The 22964-nt window shown below is 65.6% G+C and carries 22 protein-coding genes and 1 pseudogene; 16 read left to right on the top strand and 7 right to left on the bottom strand.

Going from position 1 to position 22964, the window contains the following annotated elements; translation table 11 throughout:
- Positions 1 to 12: 12 nt before the first annotated feature.
- The gene (locus XI09_RS37100) at positions 13 to 1119 is read right to left on the bottom strand and encodes an efflux RND transporter periplasmic adaptor subunit (protein ID WP_271571307.1); all 1107 of its coding nucleotides are present in this window, start codon (positions 1117 to 1119) and stop codon (positions 13 to 15) included.
- Between the two features lie 85 nt (positions 1120 to 1204).
- Here XI09_RS37100 and XI09_RS37095 point away from each other — a divergent pair, with 85 nt between their 5' ends.
- Positions 1205 to 1783, top strand: a complete 579-nt coding sequence (locus tag XI09_RS37095; RefSeq protein WP_271571483.1) for a TetR/AcrR family transcriptional regulator — start codon at positions 1205 to 1207, stop codon at positions 1781 to 1783.
- A gap of 34 nt (positions 1784 to 1817) precedes the next feature.
- Positions 1818 to 2978: an iron-containing alcohol dehydrogenase gene (locus XI09_RS37090; protein ID WP_271571306.1), complete on the top strand. Its 1161-nt coding sequence runs from the start codon at positions 1818 to 1820 to the stop codon at positions 2976 to 2978.
- 615 nt (positions 2979 to 3593) lie between these two features.
- On the opposite strand, the gene guaA is transcribed toward XI09_RS37090, so the two are convergent.
- On the bottom strand, positions 3594 to 5192 hold the full coding sequence (gene guaA / locus XI09_RS37080; RefSeq protein ID WP_271571305.1) for a glutamine-hydrolyzing GMP synthase: 1599 nt from the start codon (positions 5190 to 5192) through the stop codon (positions 3594 to 3596).
- Between the two features lie 149 nt (positions 5193 to 5341).
- On the opposite strand from guaA, the gene XI09_RS37075 reads away from it, so the two are divergent.
- The 3 genes from XI09_RS37075 to XI09_RS37065 all read left to right on the top strand — a co-directional run bounded on the left by XI09_RS37075 (position 5342) and on the right by XI09_RS37065 (position 6861).
- Positions 5342 to 5713, top strand: a complete 372-nt coding sequence (locus XI09_RS37075) for a nuclear transport factor 2 family protein (RefSeq protein ID WP_271571304.1) — start codon at positions 5342 to 5344, stop codon at positions 5711 to 5713.
- A 338-nt stretch (positions 5714 to 6051) separates the two neighbouring features.
- Positions 6052 to 6384: a DHCW motif cupin fold protein gene (locus XI09_RS37070; RefSeq protein WP_092182989.1), complete on the top strand. Its 333-nt coding sequence runs from the start codon at positions 6052 to 6054 to the stop codon at positions 6382 to 6384.
- A 267-nt stretch (positions 6385 to 6651) separates the two neighbouring features.
- Complete coding sequence (locus XI09_RS37065) at positions 6652 to 6861, top strand: cold-shock protein (RefSeq protein WP_008141931.1); 210 nt, start codon at positions 6652 to 6654, stop codon at positions 6859 to 6861.
- A 249-nt stretch (positions 6862 to 7110) separates the two neighbouring features.
- On the opposite strand, the gene XI09_RS37060 is transcribed toward XI09_RS37065, so the two are convergent.
- A complete protein-coding gene (locus XI09_RS37060) occupies positions 7111 to 8409 on the bottom strand; it encodes an RsmB/NOP family class I SAM-dependent RNA methyltransferase (protein ID WP_271571303.1) in 1299 nt (432 codons plus the stop codon).
- An 86-nt stretch (positions 8410 to 8495) separates the two neighbouring features.
- Positions 8496 to 8918 (bottom strand): MAPEG family protein, encoded by a 423-nt coding sequence (locus tag XI09_RS37055; RefSeq protein ID WP_271571302.1) that lies wholly within the window; start codon positions 8916 to 8918, stop codon positions 8496 to 8498.
- A gap of 157 nt (positions 8919 to 9075) precedes the next feature.
- Between XI09_RS37055 and XI09_RS37050 the strand changes: the two genes are divergently transcribed.
- The 10 genes and pseudogenes from XI09_RS37050 to XI09_RS37005 all read left to right on the top strand — a co-directional run bounded on the left by XI09_RS37050 (position 9076) and on the right by XI09_RS37005 (position 17573).
- On the top strand, positions 9076 to 9690 hold the full coding sequence (locus XI09_RS37050) for an acriflavin resistance protein (RefSeq protein WP_271571301.1): 615 nt from the start codon (positions 9076 to 9078) through the stop codon (positions 9688 to 9690).
- 70 nt (positions 9691 to 9760) lie between these two features.
- Positions 9761 to 10596 (top strand): annotated as a pseudogene (locus XI09_RS37045) (metallophosphoesterase family protein).
- A gap of 142 nt (positions 10597 to 10738) precedes the next feature.
- Positions 10739 to 12034: an amino acid deaminase gene (locus XI09_RS37040; protein WP_271571300.1), complete on the top strand. Its 1296-nt coding sequence runs from the start codon at positions 10739 to 10741 to the stop codon at positions 12032 to 12034.
- Positions 12035 to 12045: 11 nt separating this feature from the next.
- Positions 12046 to 12705: an amino acid ABC transporter permease gene (locus XI09_RS37035; protein ID WP_271571299.1), complete on the top strand. Its 660-nt coding sequence runs from the start codon at positions 12046 to 12048 to the stop codon at positions 12703 to 12705.
- A gap of 10 nt (positions 12706 to 12715) precedes the next feature.
- Positions 12716 to 13366, top strand: coding sequence for an amino acid ABC transporter permease (locus tag XI09_RS37030; RefSeq protein WP_092182998.1), 651 nt, complete (start codon positions 12716 to 12718; stop codon positions 13364 to 13366).
- Positions 13353 to 14081 (top strand): amino acid ABC transporter ATP-binding protein, encoded by a 729-nt coding sequence (locus tag XI09_RS37025; protein WP_271571298.1) that lies wholly within the window; start codon positions 13353 to 13355, stop codon positions 14079 to 14081. Before XI09_RS37030 ends, XI09_RS37025 begins: the two co-directional genes overlap by 14 nt.
- Positions 14082 to 14112: 31 nt before the next feature.
- Positions 14113 to 14910: a transporter substrate-binding domain-containing protein gene (locus XI09_RS37020; protein ID WP_271571297.1), complete on the top strand. Its 798-nt coding sequence runs from the start codon at positions 14113 to 14115 to the stop codon at positions 14908 to 14910.
- 59 nt (positions 14911 to 14969) lie between these two features.
- Positions 14970 to 15314: a RidA family protein gene (locus XI09_RS37015; RefSeq protein ID WP_271571296.1), complete on the top strand. Its 345-nt coding sequence runs from the start codon at positions 14970 to 14972 to the stop codon at positions 15312 to 15314.
- Between the two features lie 124 nt (positions 15315 to 15438).
- Positions 15439 to 16467 carry a succinylglutamate desuccinylase/aspartoacylase family protein gene (locus XI09_RS37010; RefSeq protein WP_271571295.1) on the top strand — a complete coding sequence of 343 codons (1029 nt, stop codon included), beginning with the start codon at positions 15439 to 15441 and terminating at the stop codon, positions 16465 to 16467.
- A 41-nt stretch (positions 16468 to 16508) separates the two neighbouring features.
- The gene (locus tag XI09_RS37005) at positions 16509 to 17573 is read left to right on the top strand and encodes a LacI family DNA-binding transcriptional regulator (protein WP_271571294.1); all 1065 of its coding nucleotides are present in this window, start codon (positions 16509 to 16511) and stop codon (positions 17571 to 17573) included.
- Positions 17574 to 17583: 10 nt separating this feature from the next.
- Here the strand turns inward: XI09_RS37005 and XI09_RS37000 are convergent, their stop codons facing one another.
- The 3 genes from XI09_RS37000 to guaB all read right to left on the bottom strand — a co-directional run bounded on the left by XI09_RS37000 (position 17584) and on the right by guaB (position 20818).
- Entirely contained in the window at positions 17584 to 17892 is a 309-nt protein-coding gene (locus XI09_RS37000) for a hypothetical protein (protein ID WP_271571293.1), read from the bottom strand.
- Positions 17893 to 17954: 62 nt separating this feature from the next.
- Positions 17955 to 19070, bottom strand: a complete 1116-nt coding sequence (locus XI09_RS36995) for an NADP-dependent oxidoreductase (RefSeq protein WP_271571292.1) — start codon at positions 19068 to 19070, stop codon at positions 17955 to 17957.
- Between the two features lie 254 nt (positions 19071 to 19324).
- Positions 19325 to 20818, bottom strand: coding sequence for an IMP dehydrogenase (guaB, locus tag XI09_RS36990; RefSeq protein WP_271571291.1), 1494 nt, complete (start codon positions 20816 to 20818; stop codon positions 19325 to 19327).
- 452 nt (positions 20819 to 21270) lie between these two features.
- Between guaB and XI09_RS36985 the strand changes: the two genes are divergently transcribed.
- Complete coding sequence (locus XI09_RS36985; protein WP_271571290.1) at positions 21271 to 22761, top strand: MFS transporter; 1491 nt, start codon at positions 21271 to 21273, stop codon at positions 22759 to 22761.
- Positions 22762 to 22964: the final 203 nt, after the last annotated feature.

Below are 22964 nucleotides of genomic sequence, written 5' to 3'. Positions count from 1 at the left end.
GATTGAGACTCTTCAGTTGCTCCGGCTTTCAGCAGCGGTTCTGACGCGGGCGCCCTCCTGCAGGAGGTGAGCGCCGAGCGAAACAATCGCATCACCAGAGCTCAAGCCGGAGATCACGGCGGTTTCGTCGGTCACCCGAACAAGTTTGATCGGCCGAAAGCGTACGGTTGAGGTGGCGGCATCCAGGATCCAAACTCCGGTCTTGCGGCCATCATCGAGCACAGCTCCCAGCGGCACCTGGACTTCCGGCTCGCCGGTCTGGCTTGCCAGCCGAATAGTGACCGTCGCGCCAAGTGGTGCGGCCGCGGCCTCACCGTCGAGGACGTAACGAGCCTCATAGGTGCGGGTCTGGGCATCGGCGGCATCCGACAATTGCCGCAGATGCGCCGTATAGCGCCGTCCTTCAGCTGCGCCGTACACGCTGGCCTCGGCCACGGAGTCGATCGCTGGCCGGATCGTTTCGGGAAGCGCGACCACCGCTTCGCGAGGACCGGCCTTTGCAATCCGAACGACCGTCTGGCCGGCCGAGACGACCTGCCCGGGCTCGCCAAGCGTTTCGACCACCGTTCCGTCCGCGTCCGCGACCAGGACCGAGTACGTCGCCTCGTTCTCGGCAACCCGTGCATCGGCTTCAGCGCTCGCAAGCTGCGCCTCGGCCGTATCCAGTGCGGCCTTCGCTTGCTCGTAGCGCTGTCGGGAAGCCCAGCCGTTGCTCACCAACTTGGCGTATCGCTGTTCGTCCGCTTCGGTCTGAACGACAGACGCGCGCGCGGCAGCAACGGCGTTGCGCTTCGCCGTGACCGCAAGACGAAGGTCGGTTTCGTCGATTCGCATCAGCGGCTGACCGGCTTTGACCTGCTCACCGGTATTGACAAGCCGCTCCACGATCTTGCCGGGAACGCGAAAACCGAGGCTGCTCTGCACCCTCGCCCCTATGATGCCCGTGAAGCCACGCTCCGATCCGATGACCCGCGCCGCGGCCGATACTCTGACGATCGGCGCTTCCTGCCTCGGATCGCTCACGGCCGACGCTGCCGGCGCGCGAAGCGCGAAGAACACAGCCACCGCGCATCCCGCGACCAGGATGCCTCCCAGCACGATAAGGGGTCGTTTTTTCATGCCATCGCCTCATGCCAGATAGATTGCATTCGAGCTCTATATCAGATAATAGATGTCGAACGCAATCTAAATGTGGAGGTCGATGATGCGAGTGAGTCGCATTCAGGCTGAGGAAAACCGGCAAAACGTCATCAATGTCGCAAGCCGCCTGTTTCGGTCGCACGGATTTGACGGCATCGGCCTCAAGGACCTGATGGAGGCTGCCGGGCTGACCCAAGGCGCTTTCTACAAGCAGTTCGCGTCAAAGGAGGATTTGGCCGCGCAGGCGTCGGCGCGTGCGCTGGAGAGCGCCACGCTCCGATGGTCGACCGCCATCGCCGCAGAACCCGAGGATCCGCTTGGCGCGGTGATGGCGTTCTACCTGAGCACGGACCATCGCGACGAAAAGATGGACGGCTGCCCGATCGTGGCGCTCGGCTCGGATGTGGCCAGGCAGAGCAGCGACGTGAAAGCATCGTTCGAAGGTGGGATCAAAGCCCATATCGAGATCCTCAGCCGCCTGATCGCCGAGGCCAGCGACGAGGAATCCAAGGGCAAAGCCATGGCCATTCTCTCGACGATGGTCGGGGCGTTGACACTCTCACGCGTGGTCAACGATCCCGATCTCGCTCAGGCCTTTCTGGAAACGGCGTCCCGACAGATTCGCGACGCCGTCGCCGCTTGAGGATCGGTGCTTCATAACTCACAGGGAGAAAGAAATGCGCAAAGCAGGGATACATAATTTTCCAGCAATCGATCGTGTGGTTTATGGCAAGGCTGCATCTGACGCCTTGAACGATGAAGCGGTGCGACTGGACGCCAAGCGCGTCTTCCTTATCGTCAGTCGAACCCTCAACACGAAGACCGACGAGATCGAGAAGATTCGGCATACGCTCGGGAGCCGGCATGTCGCGACGTTCGATGGAATCGCGGAGCACACCACGCGCAAGCAGGCTGCCGACGTTGCCCGTCAAGCTAACGACGCACAAGCCGATCTGGTCGTCGCTGTCGGCGGAGGCTCTGCGATCGACCTCGCCAAGATCGTCATCATGGCGATGGAACATGACATCCGCGATGAAGCGGGTTTCGATCCATTTCCCATGGGCCCGGGCGTAAGCATCTCTCCGTTCCGAGCGCCAAAAGTCCGGCAGATCGCGGTGCCATCCACGCTGAATGGTGGCGAATACAATGCAGCAGCACTCGTCACCGATGAGCGCAATAAGTTAAAGCAGATCTTCTTCCATCCCCAGATGATGCCAGTGGCGATCATTCTCGATCCTGCCCTCACCCTTCATACGCCTTCGAAGCTATGGATGGGATCGGGAACGCGCTCGATGGACCACGGTATCGAAGCTTTGTGCTCGCCGGCCGGTACCCCGCTGGCTGACGAAGTTGTCCTGGCAGGCATCCGCACCCTGCGCGAGGGAATGCTCCGGACGTTGGAGCAACCCGATGATCTGGAGGCGCGTCGACTATCTCAATACGGCGCGTGGCTCGCCGCTTTTGGCCTCCAGGCGCGGGTCCCGATGGGCGCCAGCCACGGCATCGGCCATGTGCTCGGAGGGACCTTCGGCGTTCCTCACTACTATTGCACACCTGTCATCATGCCGAGCCTTCTTCGCTACAACAAACCATTTACCGAGGATGCGCAGAAGCGGTTGGCAACGGCTCTTGGCGCCCCGGGTATCGAAGCTGCAGACGCCTTTGCAGAATTCACCAAAAAACTTGGACTACCCGGCCGCCTCGCTGACGTCGGGATCGGTGAAGACAAATTCGATCAGATCAGCAAGATCGCAATCAATCATCGCTTCGTGCAGGCCAATCCGCGGCCTTTCAAGAGCGAAGCTGACATCCTCGATCTGCTGCGAATGGCCGCTTAGCTATTAATCGGCGAAGAATCCCCACACCGATCGGTGCGCGAAGCCGCAACGTGCGATCGGTTCATCAGAACAAAAACACCTCTTGAGCTCGTGGAGGCCGTCCTTGACGAAATTGGCGCCTCACATAGCGGGCCAAGAGTTTGAAAGGTGCGCTGATCTGGTCGTGCCGTAGCACTGCGATGAAAGGCATGGTCTTGCAGTGACCGAAAGGGACGACGGACGCTTAGAGCCGCTGTCCACTCGGACCGAACTGCGCAATGGCGCCATGTTGGTCTTGATCCAGGTCTCGCTCGGGAAGGTCTTCCGAATTGGGGCACGTCATCTATGCCGACCTCCGTTCTCCAGCACGGAGCTTGAATTAGGAATCGGCCCTGCTGGGGATCCCGATTTTCGAAGATGGGCCAATTTGCACCAGCTCCACCAAAAGGTCAGGGCGGGCTCGAGCCGTTCTGCACGCTGCAGCGCGCCACAATACGCTGCTCGCGGAAGCCTGTGGGATTCACGCACTGAAAGGGGTTAAGTGGAGTCCACAACTCGGGTCGGCGCTCTGATATGAGAGGAAGTGAGATCAGTCTCGCCAAACCACGCTAAAGTGCGCGATCGCAGCCGGCCGTACTACTCCCACTCAATCGTCCCGGGCGGCTTGCTCGTCACGTCGTACACCACCCGGTTCACGCCCTTCACCTCGTTGATGATGCGCGTGGCGGTCTCGCCTAAGAACTTCATATCGAACTGGTAGAAGTCGGCGGTCATGCCATCCGTTGACGTGACAGCGCGGAGGCCGACCACATAATCATACGTGCGGCCGTCGCCCATGACGCCCACCGTCTTCACGGGGAGCAGCACGGCGAAGGCCTGCCAGATGTCGTCGTAGAGGCCGTGCTTGCGGATCTGGTCGATGTAGACGGCGTCGGCCTTGCGCAGGATGTCGAGCTTGTCCCTGGTGATGTCGCCGGGGCAGCGGATGGCGAGGCCCGGGCCCGGGAACGGGTGGCGGCCGACGAAGATTTCGGGCAAGCCCAGTTCGCGGCCGAGCTTGCGCACTTCGTCCTTGAACAGCTCGCGCAGGGGCTCGACGAGCTTCATGTTCATGCGCTCGGGCAGACCGCCGACATTGTGGTGCGACTTGATCGTCACCGAGGGACCGCCGGTGAAGGAGACGCTCTCGATCACGTCGGGGTAGAGCGTGCCCTGCGCCAGGAAGTCGGCGCCGCCGATCTTCTTGGCCTCGGCCTCGAACACCTCGATGAAGAGGCGGCCGATGGTCTTGCGCTTCTTTTCGGGATCGGTGACGCCTTCGAGCTCGCCCAAAAACTGCTTCGACGCATCCACGTGCACGAGCGGGATGTTGTAGTGGTGGCGGAACAGGTCGACCACGGTCTTGGCTTCATCGAGGCGCAGCAGGCCGTGATCGACGAAGACGCAGGTGAGCTGGTCGCCGATGGCTTCGTGGATCAGCACCGCGGCGACCGCTGAATCGACGCCGCCGGAGAGGCCGCAGATCACCTTGCCCTTGCCGACCTGGGCGCGGATCTTGGCGATCTCCTCCTCGCGGAAGGCGCGCATGGTCCAGTCGCCGGTGAGGCCGGCGATCTTGCGGACGAAGTTGCGGATCAGCTTGGCGCCGTCGGGCGTGTGCACCACTTCGGGGTGGAACATCAGGCCGTAATATTTGCGCTTCTCGTCCTGGATGATCGCGAACGGCGCGTTCGGCGAGGTGCCGGCGACCGAGAAGCCCGGCGGCATCTTGGTGATGCGGTCGCCATGGCTCATCCAGACCTGGTTCTTGCTGCCTGACGACCAGACGTCCTCGAACAGCTTGCTCTCGGCCTTGACCTCGACATCGGCGCGGCCGAATTCGCGGTGATGGCCGCCCTCGACGGTGCCCCCTAACTGCGCCGCCATGGTCATCTGGCCGTAGCAGATGCCCATCACGGGAACGCCGGAGGCGAAGATCAATTGCGGGGCGCGGGGCGAGCCGGCCTCGTGCACCGACTCCGGCCCGCCGGAGAGGATCACCGCTTTCGGCTTCATCTCCAGAAAAGCCTGTTCGGCCTTGTTGAACGGGACGATCTCGCAATAGACGCCGTCCTCGCGCACGCGACGCGCGATCAGCTGCGTCACCTGGCTGCCGAAGTCGACGATGAGAATCTTGTCATGCGCCGAGGCCACGGAGGGCGTCGACGCGGAGCGGTCGTGCTGTGCTGCTGTCATGGCAAGCAGATACGCGACGGCGCGACGACCCGCAACCGCGCAGGTTTGCGCGCCCACATTCTTCTTGGGCATGGACAAATGGATATAGGTAAGTATTATTGACCTAATTTGCCCCACTCATCAACCAGGGGCCGATCAGGGAGAACGCCATGCCACAGCACCATCAGCCATCATCGCTTGCCGCGCTCGGCCGGACCTGGGTCGAGGCCTGGAACGCGCGCGACCTCGAGCGCGTGCTCACGCTCTATGACGAGGCGGCCGTGATGACCTCGGACCGCATCCCCGCGCTGGGGTTCGACGCCAGCGGAACGTTGCGCGGCAAGGATGCGTTGCGGGCCTATTGGGGCAAGGCGCTCGCCCTGGTGCCGGAGCTGCACTTCTCGCTGATCGATGTGTTCGTCAGCCCTGACAGCGTGGTGGTGTTCTACGCGAACGAACGGGGGAAGAAGATCTGCGAGTATCTGCGGGTGAATGATGCGGGGCTGATCGTGCAGGGGTCGGCGAACCATCTGGTGGGGTGACGTTTGCGTGGGTTGCTGTGGCCGCCGCGCGCTTGTCGTGTGCAGACGGTGCCCCTTCACCCACCGCTGTCATTCCCCGCGAAAGCGGGGAATCCAGTACGCCGCGGCTTCTCCGTATCACGGCACGGCCTCTGGAATACTGGATCGCCCGCTTTCGCGGGCGATGACACCGAGACTGAGGCGCGAGCGTGCCACACGTGTCATTGCGATGGCGGAAGCAACCCAGACGGCCTCCGCGGATGCATTTCTGGATTGCTTCGCTGCGCTCGCAATGACGGAGACTGCGGCAACGGCGTGCGCTAACAACAGCGCCGCCGGCACCGAGACAGGATCCCCCAATGAAACTCCCCACCTCCCCCTTCACCGTCACCGACTGGAGCAAGGTCGAGCCGACCACGCATGCCGGGGAGACCGGCCAGGCGCTGTGGCGCACGCTCAACATCGGCGATCTCCGGGTGCGGATGGTCGAGTATTCGCCGGGCTATCTCGCCGACCATTGGTGCGACCGCGGCCACGTCATCTTCGTGGTCAAGGGCGAGCTCGATTCGGAGCTGCGCGACGGCCGCAAGTTCAAGCTCACGGCGGGGATGAGCTACCAGGTTTCGGACTTCGGCGACGCCGCGCACCGGTCCTCGACGGCCACCGGGGCGACGCTGTTTATCGTCGATTGAGATGCGCCGGAGCGGTTAATTTGCACCGCAAAATAGAAAATCCGGGCGAGGTACCGGGTGGCGGGTGGTGCCTTGAAGTGGCCCAAAATTCTCGCTATATTGTGATCATCGATACTTGGCCGAACGACTGGGCCGCTTCGCCTCGTCTAAGACAGGCGCGCACGCTTCAGATGATTTCTCCAAAACATCGACTCATCAGGGCTATGGGCGCAGCGTTGCGTTCCGGTCCGCGTGCGTATCCTCTCTAACTAACTAAAGGAAATTCCCATGGCTATGGGCACCGTGAAGTGGTTCAACACCCAAAAGGGTTATGGTTTCATCCAGCCGGACGACGGCCAGAAGGACGTGTTCGTGCACATCAGCGCCGTCGAGCGCGCTGGCCTTTCCTCCCTCAACGAGGGTCAGAAGGTCTCGTTCGACATCGTCGCCGACCGCCGCAGCGGCAAGTCGTCGGCGGACAATCTCCGCGTCGGCTAACGCCCGCGCACCAGCGCTTCTGACCGCGGACGTACCGGCAGAACGCTAGAATTAGAAAGCCCCGCGACCGGGATTCGGTCTGCGGGGCTTTGTTTTTTGGGGGGTGGAACTGAACCGCGGTGCTCGCGGTGCCGTAGGGTGGATTAGCGTAGCGTAATCCACCAACGCCTGCTTCACCGGACAGAGAAGCGGTGGATTACGCCCCGGACTGCGTTTCGCGCAGCCGCGGGCTAATCCACCCTACGAAAGCTATGTCTTCCGCAGCACCGAGACGAAGAAGCCGTCCGTCCCCGTCCGGCGCGGCGTCATCAGCCAGCCCTCGGGCGATTGCTGGGCTGCTTCCGCGAAGGCCTCCGCCTTGTCCCAGAGCACGCTCGCGGTCTGCTCCGGCGGCACCACCGCGAACTCGCCATGGCGGCCGATGAACGCCCTCACCTGCTCGCCGTTCTCTTCCGCCAGCACCGAGCAGGTGATGTAGGCGATGCGGCCGCCGGCCTTCACCAGCGGCACGGCGCGTTCCAGCACCTCGGCCTGGTCGCGCAGGCGGATCTCCAGCGCACCCGGCCGCATCCGCCATTTGGCGTCGGGGTTGCGGCGCCACGTGCCGGTTCCCGTGCAGGGGGCGTCGATCACGACGAGGTCGGCCGTGGCACTGATGTCGGCCAGCGGATCGGCCTCGCCCTTGGGCGTGCGGACATCGGCATTGTGGACGCCGGCGCGCGACAGGCGTTCGTGAATGGGCGCAAGCTGCCGCTTGTCGCGGTCGGTCGCGATCAGCCGGCCCTTGCCCTGCATCATGGCTGCAAGCGCCAGCGTCTTGCCGCCGGCGCCGGCGCAGAGATCGATCACCTGCTCGCCGGGTTTTGCCGCGGTCAATTGGGCTGCAAGCTGCGATCCCTCATCCTGCACTTCAACGGCGCCCTTGATGAAATCCTCCTCGGCCTGGATGCCGGGGTTGCGCGCATCGGCCGAAAGCTCGATGCGCAGGCCCGTTGCGGACCAGGGCGTCGGTTTCGCATGAAGATGAGCAAGCGCCCGCAGCACCTTGTCGCGGTTGGATTTTAGCGTGTTGACGCGCAGGTCCAGCGGCGCCCGGCTCGCCATCGCGGCCGCTTCCGCCGCGCGGTCCTCGCCGAACACCTTTGCCAAATGCGGATCGAGCCATTCGGGGTAGTCGCCGGCGATCGCGGCCGGTGCGTCCTTGAGGGAACGCGAGGCGAGCGCGGCCTGCTCGGCCTCCGTCAGCGGCGCCGGCGCGAACCGGCCGCCGTCGAACAAGGCGGCCATGGTGGCCGCGTCCATGTTGCGCTCGAGGCGGAGCATGCCGATCAGCCGCGCCCGCGCGGTATCGGCGTCCATCAGGAAGGCGCTCGAGGCATAGCGGCGCAGCACGTCCCAGACGAGGCCGGCAATCGCGGCGCGGTCGCCGGAGCCGGCGAAGCGGTGCGCGGTGCCCCACTCCTTCAGCGCCTTGGCCGCGGGCACGCGGTCCTTCTCGATGGTGTCGATCAGTTCGATGGCTGCGGACAGCCGGGCAGCGGGAGTCATTTCAAATCTTTCAGGTCAGGATTTCTTGTTTTTGCGCATGATCTTGTCGGAAAACCGGTATCCACTTTTCCGGATCATGCGCGCGCCTAGATCAGCAACAGCATCCTCAGCGCGAAGTAGATCCACATCGCGAGCAGCACCAGCACGCCGGCGAGCCAGATCGTGGAGCGGCGGCCGAGATCGTTCGAGGAGACGAACACGCCGGCATGGGCAAAGCGCGTCACCACGAACACCCAGGACATCAGCACGATGAAGAGATCGGCATGGCGCAAGGGAAGCGCCAGCGCGATCAGCGCGTAGAACAGCACCGGCAGCTCGAACTGGTTGCGGTAGCAATTGGCGATTTGCGTGGCGCTCTTGGGCCAGTTCGGCTCGCCCAGCGCAATGTCGCGGATCTTGGTCTCGCCCGAGACCAGCGAACGGCGGCGCGCCAGGACCATGCCGATCAGGAGCGCGAAGGTGAGACCGACCTGCACGAAGACAGGCAGCAGGACCATTTGGGCAGACATCGGAACTTTCCCGTAAGGCGGAACGCCGCGGACCGTCATTAGCCGCGCCCGTTGGCGCTGACAATCAACGAGTTGAACCGGCGTTCCCGATCCGGCGACCAAATGTCGATTAGTTGAAGCGATTTCAGCCCGTTCGGGCCCAAGGCGAGCTAGCGCCATGAACACCCTGTCCAGCCTTTTGACCGAATCCGCTGACGGCCGGCTCGGCATCCTGATGTCGGCGCTGGCAGGTATCGCGATGGCGCTCGCGGTTGCGCTGGCGATGACGGTGTATTTCCGCATGAGCTACCGGACCTGGCGCGACGTCGTCAGGCACGGCCTGGCCACGCTCGCCGCCATCGTCCTGTTCGCCTTTGCCGCCTACGACATGCGCCACGCCGCGCTCGCCTATCTCGGCCTCAACCCGTCCAAGCCCGCGGTCGAGTTCGAGATCCGCATGCCCAGGGAGACGCTGACGGCTGTAACCGACACCCAGATCGAGCTGCATACCGACCGCAACCAGACGCTGGCGCTGGTGGACGGCGTGCGCGACCTCACCGACGGCCGCGCGCTGCTGCGCGGCGCGGTGGCGCTCAACCACCGCACCGCCGACCGCGTGCTGGTCGTGAGCCTGCCCGGCAGGGGCACGTTCGAATTCCGCCTCCGCCTGCCCGCCGAGCCGCATCGCTCCGAGCAGTTCGGCCCGTGGCATCTCGCCGACCGCATCGCCTCGCCGCTGGCCGGCAGCGTCGCGCCGCAGGACGCCTACACGATCCGCTACCGCGTGCTTTAAACTTTGTTCGATCGCGGGCGATGCAGGCGCCGTCATCGTTCCGACGCTTCGCCGGGCTACACCTTGCCCCATGTCCGAATTTCGCCTGACGCAGATTTCCGACACCCATCTCGGCCGGCGCTTTCCCGGCCTGGTCGCCAACTTCCACCGCGTCTGCGAGCACATCGACGCTGACAGGCCCGATCTTGTCGTCAACACCGGCGACGTCTCGTTCGACGGGCCGACCAGTCGCGACGATGTCGCATTCGCCAAAGGCCTGCACGACGCCCTGCCCGTTGCCTGCCGTTACCTCCCCGGCAATCACGACATCGGCGACAATCCGACCGCGATCGGGCCGGCGCCGAAGCCGCCGGTCAGCGAGGCGCACCGAAATTTCGCGACATCATCGGCGACGACCATTGGTCGTTCGAGGCCGCGGGCTGGTGCTTCATCGGCCTCAACTCGCTGGTGATGAATTCGGGCCTCGCGTTCGAGGCCGAGCAGTTCGACTGGCTAACCTCCGAGATCGCACGCACGAATGGCAGGCCGGTCGCGCTGTTCCTGCACAAGCCGGTGTTCCTCAACCTGCCCGACGATCCTGAGACACCGGAGACCGCGATCCGCTACGTGCCGCAGCCGGCGCGGGCACGGCTGATCGAGATGTTTGCGCGCGTCGATCTGCGCCTCATCGCCAGCGGCCACGTGCACCAGCGCCGCGACTTCACGTTCGGTCACACACGCCACGTCTGGGCGCCGTCGGTCGGCTTCAAGATCAACGATTCACGCCAGGACCGGATCGCGATCAAGGAGACCGGCCTCGTCGAGTACCGCTTCCAGGGCGACAGTCTCGAGGTCCGCCACCTCAGGGCCGCGGGCCAGGTCGACATCGATATCGAGGAGATCCCCGCCCAGATGGACCCGCACTAGCCCAAACCGCGGGCACGCATCCCTACTTTTATACCTAGCTGCACTGATCTTGATCCGGAAATGCCATAAAACGCATAATGACAACGTTGTCATTCCGACATATCGTTCCCCTTGGCGGTCGAGGGCCGCCGAGGGAGCGACGATGCAGTTCTTGTCCCGGTGGGATAGCCAACGCCTTTCGACGACGATTCGGGGCATTCCCCTGGTCGATGGCCTGGCCACTGAAGACATCGGCAGCCAGCGCTGGTCACCTTCGCGCGGCGATCTTGCCCTGCCCACGCTCACCCTCGACGAGGCCGCCTTCGCGGCCAACCGCGACCTCTTCCTCAAATGGTGCGCGAGTGCCGGCGTCAGCGTCGCGCCGCACGCCAAGACCCCGATGTCGCCGGAGCTCGCCCGCTCGCTGCGCGCAGCCGGTGCGTGGGGCACCACGGTCGCCAACATCCAGCAGGCCGCGGTGCTGCTCGCGAGCGGCGAGCGGCGCCTGCTGCTCGCCAACGAGATCGGCGGGCTGGCAGCCGGCCGGCGGCTCGGCGCGCTGCTCGGCGCCTATCCCGACGTCGAATTTCACGCCTTCGCGGATTCGCCCGCCGCTGTCGCTGCCCTCACTGAAGCGGCACGGATCGCGGGGCGCCGCGAATTGTCCGTGCTGATCGAGCTCGGCGCAGGCCGCGCCGGCGCACGCGATCGCGCCGCAATCGAGGCGACGATCGCGGCCGTGCTCGCCGCCGACCGGCTCGCGCTCGGCGGCGTCGCGACCTACGAGGGCGCCGCCGCAACGTCCGATCCCGCCGAGACGATGCGCGCGATCGCGGCACTGATGGAGCGCACCATCGAGACTTTTGCGCTGGTGCGCGCCGCCGCCCCGCAGCGGCCGCTGATCATCAGTGCCGGCGGCTCCGCCTTTTTCGACATCGTCGCGCGCGCGCTGGCACCTAGCGCGCAGGCCGACGGCAACGCCGGCGTGATCCTGCGCTCGGGCGCGCTGTTCTTTGCCGATCACGGCATCTACGCCCGCGCCTTCGCCGACGTGGACCGGCGCGGCGGTCTCCTCATCGACGGTCTGCACCGCTCCGCCGTGGAAGGCTTTCGCCCTGCACTGACGCTCTGGGCTGAAGTTTTGTCGCGCCCCGAGACGGGCCTTGCGATTGCCGGCTTCGGCATGCGCGACGCCTCCTTCGATCAGGGACTGCCCGTTCCGTTGCGCGTGTTCCGCGACGGCATCGAGCAGCCGGGGCTGGCCACTGCGCTGGCGGTAACCCGCCTCAACGACCAGCATGCGTTCCTGTCCGTCGCTCCCGAAAGCGCCCTTGCCGTCGGTGACATCATCGCCTTCGGCATCTCGCATCCCTGCACCTGCCTCGACCGCTGGCGCGTCATCCTCGGGCTCGACGCCGATGGTGTGGTCACCCGCGCCCTCCCCACCCAGTTTGGCTGAGAGCGCACGCGATGAACTTCCTGCCGCTCTGGCGCTACCAGAACCAGCTCATCGACGGGGCCATCGTCACGCTCGAGCTGACGGTGATCGCGGCGCTGGCCGGGCTCCTGATCGGCGTTGCCGGCGCGGTCGCGCTGAACGGCCGCATCACGCCGCTGCGCTTGCTGGTGCGCGGTTACATCGAGCTGTTCCGCAACACGCCGTCGCTGATCCAGATCTTCATCGTCTTCTTCGTGCTGCCGACCTTCGGCCTGAAGCTGCCGGCCTTCGAAGCCGCCGCCGTCGCGCTGTCGCTGTATTTCGGCGCCTATTCGGTCGAGATCATCCGCGCCGGCCTCGACTCCGTGCCGAAGAACCAGATCGAGGCCGGCCAGTGCCTCGGGCTATCCGGCTGGCAGGTGTTCCGTCACATCCTGCTGCCGCCGGCGCTGCGCAACGCCTATCCGGCCGTGACCAGCCAGTTCGTCCTCTTGCTGCTCGGCACCTCGCTCGCCTCGCAGGTCGCCGCCGACGAACTCTTCCACGTCGCGGGTTTCATCGAGAGCCGCACCTACCGCAGCTTCGAGGTCTATGCGGTGATCTGCGCCGTCTATTTCGCGATGGCGATGTCGTTCAAGGCGCTGTTCGCCATCATCGGTTTGGCGGCCTTCCGCTGGCCGCGGCGGCGCTGAGGGGACAGCGATGCGATCCTTCTCCCTCATCGATTTCGTCTCGCTGTTCGCGGCGCTGCGCTGGACCGTCGCACTCGTCGTGCTCGCGCTCGCCTTCGGCGCGCCGCTGGCACTCGGGCTCGCCATGGGCCGCATCAGCCGCTTCGCCGGCCTGCGCTGGACGATGGCGGCGTGCATCCAGGTGATCCAGAGCGTGCCGCTGCTCGGACTGTTGTTCTTCTTCTATTTCGGCATGCCGGTGTTTTTGGGCATCCAGGTGCCGGCGCTCGTTGCCGTGACCGTCGCCTACACGCTCTACACCGCCGCCTTTCTCGGCGAGATCTGGCGCGGCGGGCTGGAAGCCGTGAAGCAGGCGCAATGGGAGGCCGGCGCCTGCCTCGGCCTCTCCGCCTGGCAGCAATTCCGCCACATCATCGCGCCGCAGGCGCTGCGGCTGTCGCTGCCGCCGACCGTCGGATTCCTGGTGCAGCTCATCAAGGGCACCTCGCTCGCCTCGATCCTCGGCTTCGTCGAGCTCGCCCGCGCCGGCCAGGTGGTGAGCGCAGCGACGTTCCAGCCGCTCCTCACCTACGCGCTCGTCGCCGCGATCTATTTCGCGCTGTGCCTGCCGCTCACGCTCTGGTCCCGCTCCTTGGAGGCCCGCCTCGATGGCTCTCGTTGAAATCCGCGACGTGCACAAGACATTCGGCAAGGTCGAGGTGCTCAAGGGCGTCTCGCTCGACGTCGAGGAAGGCGAGATCGTCACGGTCATCGGCCGCTCGGGCTCCGGCAAGTCGACGCTGCTCCGCTGCATCAACGCGCTGGAGAGCGTCGATTCCGGCGAGATCCGCGTCGAGGGGCAGCAGGTTCACGCCAGGATGCCCGACCTGAAGAAATTCCGTCAGCGCGTCGGCATCGTGTTCCAGGCCTTCAACCTGTTTCCGCATCTGAAGGTCGAGCGCAACATCACGCTCGCCCCGCTCCTCACCGGCCGCATCGACAAGGCCCGCGCACGGACGCTGGCCCAGGACGTGCTCACGCGCGTCGGCCTCGCCGACAAGATCGACGCCTGGCCCGAGCAGCTCTCCGGCGGCCAGCAGCAGCGCGTTGCGATCGCGCGCTGCCTCGCGATGGCGCCTCACCTCATGCTGTTCGACGAGGTGACCTCCGCGCTCGATCCCGAACTCGTCGGCGAAGTGCTGAAGGTGATGGAGGCGATGGCGAAGCAAGGCATGACCATGATCCTGGTCACGCACGAGATGGGCTTTGCCCGCAACGTCGCCAACCGCATCGTCTTCATGCACCAGGGCCGCGTCTGGGAACAGGGGCCGCCTGCAAAACTGTTCGCCAATCCTGAAACCCCCGAGCTCGCCAGCTTCATCGCCTCAGCGAAATGATCATCCAGCCATCCGCCACCAGGAGAGAGTCATGAGACAACTGAAATCCCTCTTTGCGATCACAGCGACCGCCCTCGCCATGCTCGCCGCCCCCAACCTCGCGCACGCCGACAAGCTCCAGGACGTGCTCGGCTCCGGCAAGCTGCGCGTCGGCATCCTGACCGACGCCGCGCCCTGGGGCTTCAAGGACGACAAGGGCGAGATCGCGGGTCTCGACGCCGATCTCGCCCGGCTGATCGCCGCCGACATGGGCGTGAAGCTCGAGCTCGTGCCGGTGACGGGCGCAGCGCGCATCCCGAGCCTGCTCTCCGACAAGATCGACCTGCTGATCGCGGGCCTCGGCGCCACGCCCGAGCGCGCCCAGCAGGTGATGTTCTCGCAGCCCTATGCGGTGGTGAATCTCGGCGTCTACGGCGCCAAGTCGCTGCCCGCCGCCACCGGCAAGAAGCCCGATAATCTCGAGGGCCGCAGCGTTGCGGTCGCCAAGGGCACGACGCTCGACGTCTGGCTCACCGACAACGCGCCCAAGGTGAAGCTGGTGCGCTTCGAGGACACGCCGGCCGCGATCGCCGCCTATCTCGCGGGCCAGGCCGACACCTTCGCCGAGAACAGCGCCATCGCGCTGAAGGTGCAGGACCAGAACCCGACCAAGGAGGTCGAGCTGAAATTCCTGATCCGCCAGTCGCCGGCTCATGTCGGCGTGCGCCAGGGCGAGCAGAACCTGCTCAACTGGATCAACACCGACATCTTCACCAACAAGCTCAACGGCAAGCTCGGCGCCTTGCAGCTGAAATGGTTCAAGGAAGAACAGGCGCTACCGACGCTGTGAATTTCGGACAGGCTCCCGCGCCCGCCGCGGGAGTCTCACCTTCACGAGGAGAATCCAACATGATCAAACGTTACGTCGTCGGCTCGCGCATGAGCCAGGCCGTCGCCGCCGGCGGCATGGTGCACATCGCCGGCCAGGTCGCCGACGACCGCAAGGCGGGCATCGTGTCGCAGACCCAGCAGGTGCTCGCCAAGATCGACGCGCTGCTCAAGGAGGCCGGCTCCGACCGCTCCAGGCTGATCGCGGTCAACGTCTTCCTGCCGCACATCACCGACTTCGACACCATGAACTCGGTCTATGATTCCTGGATCGATCCGGCCAATCCGCCGGCGCGCGCCTGCGTCGAAGCCCGTCTCGCCGATCCCGACCTGCGCGTCGAGATGACCGCGGTCGCCTTGCTCTAGATTTTGTTCTGACGCGTTTTCTTTACGCGAACCGGTATCCACTTCGCTCGAAAACGCTCTAGAGGCACCGCACTTCCTTCCACCTTCGGCCGGCGTCGGCGACGACGCGGCCCCGAGGCAAGCCATGCATACCGGACTTTTCCACGAGATCGATTTCGAGAAGGACCAGAAATGGTCCGGCCATCTCGGCATTCCCTTTTCGATCGATCGCTCGCCCTACTTCCAGCTCAAGATCCCGATCTTCCGGATCAAGAACGGCGCCGGGCCTAAGCTCCTTTTGATGGCCGGCAACCACGGCGACGAATACGAGGGCGAGATCACGCTGACGCGGCTCTATCGCCGGCTGGATTCAAACGCCATCAAGGGCGAGATCACCATCCTGCCCTTCGCCAATCTTCCCGCCGTGATGGCGGCGCGTCGCCGCTCGCCGCTCGACGAGGGCAATCTCAACCGCGCCTTCCCGGGCGATGCCGCGGGCACGCCGACCTTCCGCCTCGCGCACTTCCTCGAGCACGAGCTGTTTCCGCGCCATGACGTCGTCTTCGACATCCACTCAGGCGGCACGTCGATGGCGCATGTGCCTTGCGCGCTGATCGAGCGGCAGGGGCCGCCCGAGATGTTCGGCCAGGCATTGCGCCTGATGGAAGGGTTGGGGATGCCCTTCGCCTTCGTCGCAGAGAACGGCGCCACCGCGCCGACCTCGATGGCGGCGGCCGCACGCGCCGGTGCTGTCGGGCTGTCAGGGGAGTTCGGCGGCGGCGGCACCGTCACGCCGCAGACGATGGCGCTCACCGCGCGCGCGGTCGACCGGCTGCTGCTCGCGCTCGGCATCGTCCAGGCCCCGGTGCTGGGGCCGCACGCGCCGGTCGAGCGTGCCACCGAGCTGCTGGCGCTGCAAAGCCATGCGCAGGCGGTGTTCGCGACGCGGCGCGGCTGGTTCGAGCCCGCGGTCATGGTCGGCGCGCGCGTCGCGGCCGGCGAGGTCGCCGGCTGGTATCATGATTTCGAGCGGCCGGAGCTGCCGGAAGAGGTGCTGCGCTTCCCGGCCGACGGCATCGTGATCTCGCAGCGCCTGCACACCGACAGCCAGAGCGGCGACTGCCTGGTCCAGGTCGGCCGCGCGCTGTCGCGCGACGAGGTGCCGGTGCGCTGAGCTTTGGAGACGATACCGACTTCGATTACCCTCGGGATTCGATGACCGATCCGGCAAAGCCAGGCTATGACGACGTGGTGCGCATTCCGGCGCCGCCCGGCCGCGCCAGTGCGACCGGACGGCCGCCGCGCATCGCGGAGGTGGCGGAGCGCGCGGGCGTGGCGCCGATCACGGTATCGCGGGTGCTGCGCCATCCCCAAAAGGTCAACCGCGAGACCCGCGAGCGCATCCTCGAAGTGATCGAGGCGACCGGATACGCCTCCAACCCGCATGCGCGCGCGTTGCGCTCGGGCCGCTCGAACGTGGTCGTGGCCTTCGTCTCCAACATCCTCAGCCAGCAGTTCGGGCTCGCCGTGCGCAGCTTCGCCGCGACACTGGAGCCGGAAGGCTTCGAGGTGCTGGTCGGCCAGACCTCCTACTCCTATGCCAAGGAGGTCGCGATGATCCAGTCGCTGCGCGGCATCAGGCCCGCCGCGGTGATGTTCACCGGCGTGATCGAGCTCGAGGAGAATCGCGCCGCGCTCCTGGAGCTCGGCATTCCCGTGATCGAGACCTGGGCGTTTCCGCGCGATCCCATCGACATGCTGGTCGGCCTGCCCAACGCGGATGCCGGTGCGATGGCGGCGCGCAGGCTGGCCGAGGCCGGACATCGCCGCGTCGCCTTCATCGGCCGCAGCAGCGGCCGTGGCGCGCTGCGCCGCGACGGCTTTCGCGCCGCAGCCGCACAGCTCGGCCTCGAGATCGTCCACGAGATCGGCGTCGGCGAGATCACGGGCCTCGTCGACGGCCGTGCCGCCTTCACCGCCCTGCTCGACCGCGGCGGCCGCGCCGATGCCGTGTTCTGCGCCAACGATCTGCTCGCAACCGGCGCGCTGATCGAGGCGCGCGCCCGCGGCCTGTCGGTGCCACGCGATCTCGCCGTGCTCGGCTTCGGCGACAACGACGTCGCCGATCAGATCACGCCCGGCCTCACCAGCATCTCGTTCGATGCTGCGGCCGTGGGGCGTATCGCGGCCGAACTGCTGCTGGCGCGCCTGTCCGGCACGCAGCTTGCCGAACAGCGGCTCGCCGTCGACCTGTTCCTGGTCGAGCGCGGCAGCGTTTGAGGATTGCGGCTTACGCCACGCTCTTGAGGTCCTGCTGGATCGCAGCCAGCAAGGATTCCAGCGCTGCGCTGTTCACCGGCTTCGCCTCGGCCATCCCGGGCTGGACGTTGACGGACTGGACACCGGCGAGCTGCGCAGCTTTGAGCGGACGCTTCGGGAATGGCGGCGGTGCCGGCATCGCGGGCCGGGTGACATGGCCCTCCTCCTCGGCGCGAACGAACTTGCCATGGATGACGTCGTCGCGGCGGCCCATGACGAACATCGTCGTCCAATAGCCGGCGGCGAGAAGGATTACGCAGAAAACACTGATCTCTAACATCGCAACACCCAAAATATGCGCGATGATTCAATGCCTTCGCTCGCCGGTCAATGAACCGGCGGTCACACCTGTGGCTTTTGCCGGCAGGTGTGGCCGTTTGGTGACTCTTTGTTAACCATCCGCCGCCCGGAGGGCGGTGCAACCAGGCCATGCAAGTAAGCCTTATCTGGCCCCACCCGCACCAGCTGCTTGCCGAAATTGGCCCCCTTCAGGAGCCCCATGAAGGCGCCGGGGGCGCTCTCCAGGCCCTCGGTGACGAACTCCTTGTATTTCACCTTGCCGTCGCGGACCCAGCCGGACATGTCGCGCAGGAAGTCGCCATGGCGCGCGGCGAAGTCGGAGACGATGAAGCCGCGGAAGGTCAGCCGCTTGGTCAGGGTCGCGCGCATGATGCTGGCGGCCCATTTCGGCGGCTTGGCCTCGGTGTCGTTATAGTGCGCGATCAGGCCGCAGACCGGCACGCGCGCGAACGGGTTGAGCAGCGGGAAGACCGCTTCGAACACGGCGCCGCCGACATTCTCGAAATAGACGTCGATGCCCTTCGGGCAGGCGAACTTCAGCTTGACCGGAAAATCGGTTTCGCGATGATCGAGACACGCGTCAAAGCCGAGCTCCTTCACCACGTAGTCGCACTTGTCCTTGCCGCCGGCGATGCCGACCGCACGCGCGCCCTTGATCTTGGCGATCTGGCCGACGGCCGAGCCGACCGCGCCGGAGGCGCCGGCGACGACGACGGTCTCGCCTTCCTGCGGCTTGCCGATGTCGAGCAGGCCCGTGTACGCGGTCATGCCGGGCATGCCGAGCACGCCGATCGAGGTCGAGATCGGGCCGAGCTTGGGATCGACCTTGATCAGGCCCTTGCCGCTGGAGATGGCGTGCGTCTGCCAGCCCGAGCGGATGCGCACGATGTCGCCTTTGGCGAAATCAGGATTGTTGGAGGCCGCGACCTCGCTGACCGCCTCGCCCTCCATCACGCCGCCGATCGGCACCGGCGCGGCATAGGACGGACTGTCACTCATGCGGCCGCGCATATAGGGATCGAGCGACAGCCAGATCGTGCGCAGCAGAACTTCGCCCGCGCCGGGCGTCGGGACCGCGAATTCCTCGATGCGGAAATCAGACGGCTTGGGCTCGCCGACGGGACGCGCGGCGAGAACGATGCGCTTTGCTTGGGACATGGTGGCTTCCTCCTGAGTTTCTTCGGCGCGAGCGAAGCGGAGGGAGCGAAGCGCGTCAATACAAAAGCGGTGGAGCGCTTCGTCGCTCGCGTTTGTCGCATTGGCGGGTTTGAGAAAGCCGGCGCCTCATTCTCCGTCGTCATGCCCGGGCTTGACCCGGGCATCCACGGGCCACAGAGCGAGCCGCCAGACGTGGATGGCCGGGTCAAGCCCGGCCATGACGAAGGAGAGAGCAGAGCGATCGAGCGAAGCGCCTAACCCCCGCCCGGATAGTTCGGGCTCTCGCGCGTGATGGTGACGTCGTGGACGTGGCTTTCGCGCAGGCCCGCCCCGGTGATGCGGACGAACTGGGCCTTCTGGTGCAGATCCTTCATGTCGCGGGCGCCGACATAGCCCATCGCGGCGCGGAGGCCGCCGGCGAGCTGATGCATGACGTTGCCGACCGGGCCCTTGTAGGGCACCTGGCCCTCGATGCCTTCAGGCACGAGCTTGAGCGTGTCCTTGATGTCCTGCTGGAAGTAGCGATCGGCAGATCCCCGCGCCATCGCGCCGACCGACCCCATGCCGCGATAGGCCTTGTAGGAACGGCCCTGCCACAGGAAGACTTCGCCGGGCGTCTCGTCGGTGCCGGCGAGCAGCGAGCCGACCATGGCGATGTCGGCGCCGGCGGCGAGCGCTTTCGCAAGGTCGCCGGAGAATTTGATGCCGCCGTCGGCGATGACGGGGATGTCGGACTTCTTCGCGGCCTCGACCGCATCCATGATCGCGGTGAGCTGGGGAACGCCGACGCCGGCGACGATACGCGTGGTGCAGATCGAGCCCGGGCCGATGCCGACCTTGATGCAGTCTGCGCCCGCATCGATCAGCGCCTGCGCGCCTTCGGAGGTCGCGACGTTGCCGGCGACGACCTGCACCGAGTTGGAGAGACGTTTGATGCGATTCACCGCGTGCAGCACGTGGCGCGAATGGCCGTGCGCGGTGTCGACCACGACGAGGTCGACGCCGGCGTCGATCAGCCGCTCGGTGCGCTCGAAGCCGGTGTCGCCGACGGTGGTGGCGGCGGCGACGCGGAGGCGGCCCTGCGCGTCCTTGCAGGCGAGCGGATGGGCGACCGCCTTTTCCATGTCCTTCACGGTGACGAGGCCGACGCAGCGATATTGCTCGTCGACCACGAGCAGCTTCTCGATGCGATGCTGGTGCAGCATCCGCCGCGCCTCGTCCTGGCTGACGTTCTCGCGCACGGTGACGAGACCTTCATGCGTCATCAGCTCGGAGACTTTTTGCCGGCGGTCGGTGGCGAACCGCACGTCGCGGTTGGTGAGGATGCCGACCAGCTTGCCCGGTGTGGACTTGCCCGCGCCGGTGACGACGGGAATGCCGGAGATGCCGTGATCGCTCATGAGCTTGAGCGCATCGTCGAGCGTGGCCTCGGGGCTGATGGTGAGCGGGTTCACCACCATGCCCGACTCGTAGCGCTTGACCTGGCGGACCTGGGCGGCCTGCCCTTCGGGATCGAAATTGCGATGGATGACACCGAGGCCGCCGGCCTGCGCCATGGCGATCGCCATGCGGGCCTCGGTGACGGTGTCCATGGCGGAGGCCATGATCGGGATGTTGAGCGGGATGGCGCGGGTGACGCGGGAGCGGATGTCGACCTCGCCCGGCATGACGTCCGAGAGGCCTGGCTTCAACAGCACGTCGTCGAACGTAAGGGCTTCGCGGATGCCTTGAACTTGCACCGTGGCCATCTGCCAACTCCTTCCTGCGGCCCTGCCGCAAATAGCTATGGATGAGCGCCGCCCTCGGCGTACCTTGCGGCATCGCCGGAGAATCGGAGCCCATCGGTGGGGTTGACGCGGGTCGATAGCACGGCCGCGTGACGAATCAAAGCAAATCGAACCGCCGGCCAGCCATGCACAGGCTTTTTGGGTAAATTCAGCGTGGATGGCCGGGGGGCGGCCCGTCCTCGTCATTCCGGGGCGCGACGACGTCGCGAGCCCGGAATCCATCCCGCAGCAGTCTCCGGGGCCCGATGGATTCCGGGCTCGCGCCAAGTGGCGCGCCCCGGAATGACGAGAGAGGGTCACACCGTTATTACCGAGGATTTAGGTGCTATGCGTCGATCCGCAATGGTCGCGGCCCGGCGGCGGTGTTAAGCCGCAATTCCACCCTTCCTTCCGATTTTCGTTACCAATCCGTCATGGTCGACAAGCAACGCGTCATTCCGCTGATCGTGGCCACCGCCCTGTTCATGGAGAACATGGACTCGACGGTGATCGCGACCTCGCTGCCGGCGATCGCGGCCGACATCGGCACCAGCCCCCTGACGCTGAAGCTCGCCATCACCTCCTATCTGCTGTCGCTCGCGGTGTTCATCCCGGCGAGCGGCTGGACCGCCGACCGCTTCGGCGCGCGCATGGTGTTCGCGATCGCCGTTGGCGTCTTCATGGTCGGCTCGGTCGGCTGCGCGCTCTCGACCTCGGTCACCGATTTCGTGTTCGCGCGCATCCTCCAGGGCATGGGTGGGGCGATGATGACGCCGGTCGGGCGTCTCGTGCTGCTGCGCTCGGTCGACAAGAGCGCGCTGGTCAATGCGATGGCCTGGGTGACGGTCCCTGCCCTGATAGGCCCGGTGATCGGCCCGCCGCTCGGCGGCTTCATCACGACCTACGCGTCCTGGCACTGGATCTTCCTGATCAACATCCCGATCGGGCTGCTCGGCATCTTCATGGCCTTGCGCTTCATCGATCCCATCAAGAGCGAAGAGCGGGAGCCGTTCGATCTCTACGGCATGGTGCTCGCCGGGCTCGGGCTTGCCGGCATCGCCTTCGGCCTGTCGGTAGCCGGCCTCAATTTGCTGCCCTGGAGCACGGTCGCCGCCCTGGTCGTCGGCGGATCGATCTCGATGACGCTGTATGTGCTCCACGCCCGGCGGACCGGATCGCCGGTGCTGGACTTCTCGCTGCTGACCTTGCCGACGCTGCGCGCCGCCGTCTTCGGCGGCTTCCTGTTCCGTCTCGGCATCGGCGCGCTGCCGTTCCTGCTTCCGCTCCTGATGCAGATCGGCTTCGGCCTGTCGCCGTTCCATTCGGGTCTCGTCACGTTTGCCTCTTCGCTCGGCGCCATGGGCATGAAGACGCTGGCGGCGCGGATCATCCGCACCTTCGGCTTCCGCAATCTGATGACGGTGAACGCGATCGTCAGCGCGTTCTTCCTCGGCGTCTGCGCGCTGTTCACGGTGACGACGCCGCTGCTGATCATCATGGTGATCCTGGTGGTCGGCGGCTTCTTCCGCTCGCTCGAGTTCACCGCGATCAACACGATAGCCTATGCCGAGGTCGAGACCGCGCAGATGAGCCGCGCCACCACGCTGGTCAGCGTCAACCAGCAGCTCGCAGTCTCCGCCGGCGTCGCCGTCGGCGCAGCGTCCGTGGAGACGACGATGTGGCTCAGCCATGTCAGCGAGCTCAACGCCACCGTGTTCGCCCCGGCCTTCGTCGTGGTCGCGCTGACCTCGGCGGCGTCGAGCTGGTTCTTCTGGCAGATGCCCACTGATGCCGGTCACGAGATCTCGGGCCGCAAGGCGACCGAGATCGCGAGCCGCAAGGGAGCCGGCAGGGGCGCGGAGAAAGCAGCCGTCAAGGCAGCGACGGAAGATACGCAGGACGTGCGGGACCAGCGGCTGGGGTAATTTCGCGAGCGGGCTCGACACATTCAGTGTCGTCCCGGCGTAGGCCGGGACCCATAACCACAGGGAGGAGACGTTGCGCGAGGCTCCCACTCCAAGTCTTCGCCAAACTTCTCCCGGTGGGTATGGGTCCCGGATTGCATGTTGTCGGCATCTTCCTGAAGGAAGATGGGACGCCGGCGGGACCTCGCGGTCCTGGAAGATCC

The sequence above is a fragment of the Bradyrhizobium sp. CCBAU 11386 genome (assembly GCF_028128955.1).
Taxonomy (GTDB): Bacteria; Pseudomonadota; Alphaproteobacteria; order Rhizobiales; family Xanthobacteraceae; genus Bradyrhizobium.
The sequence above is the reverse complement of the archived record's forward strand: the minus strand, read 5'-3'. Positions and strand labels throughout refer to the sequence as shown.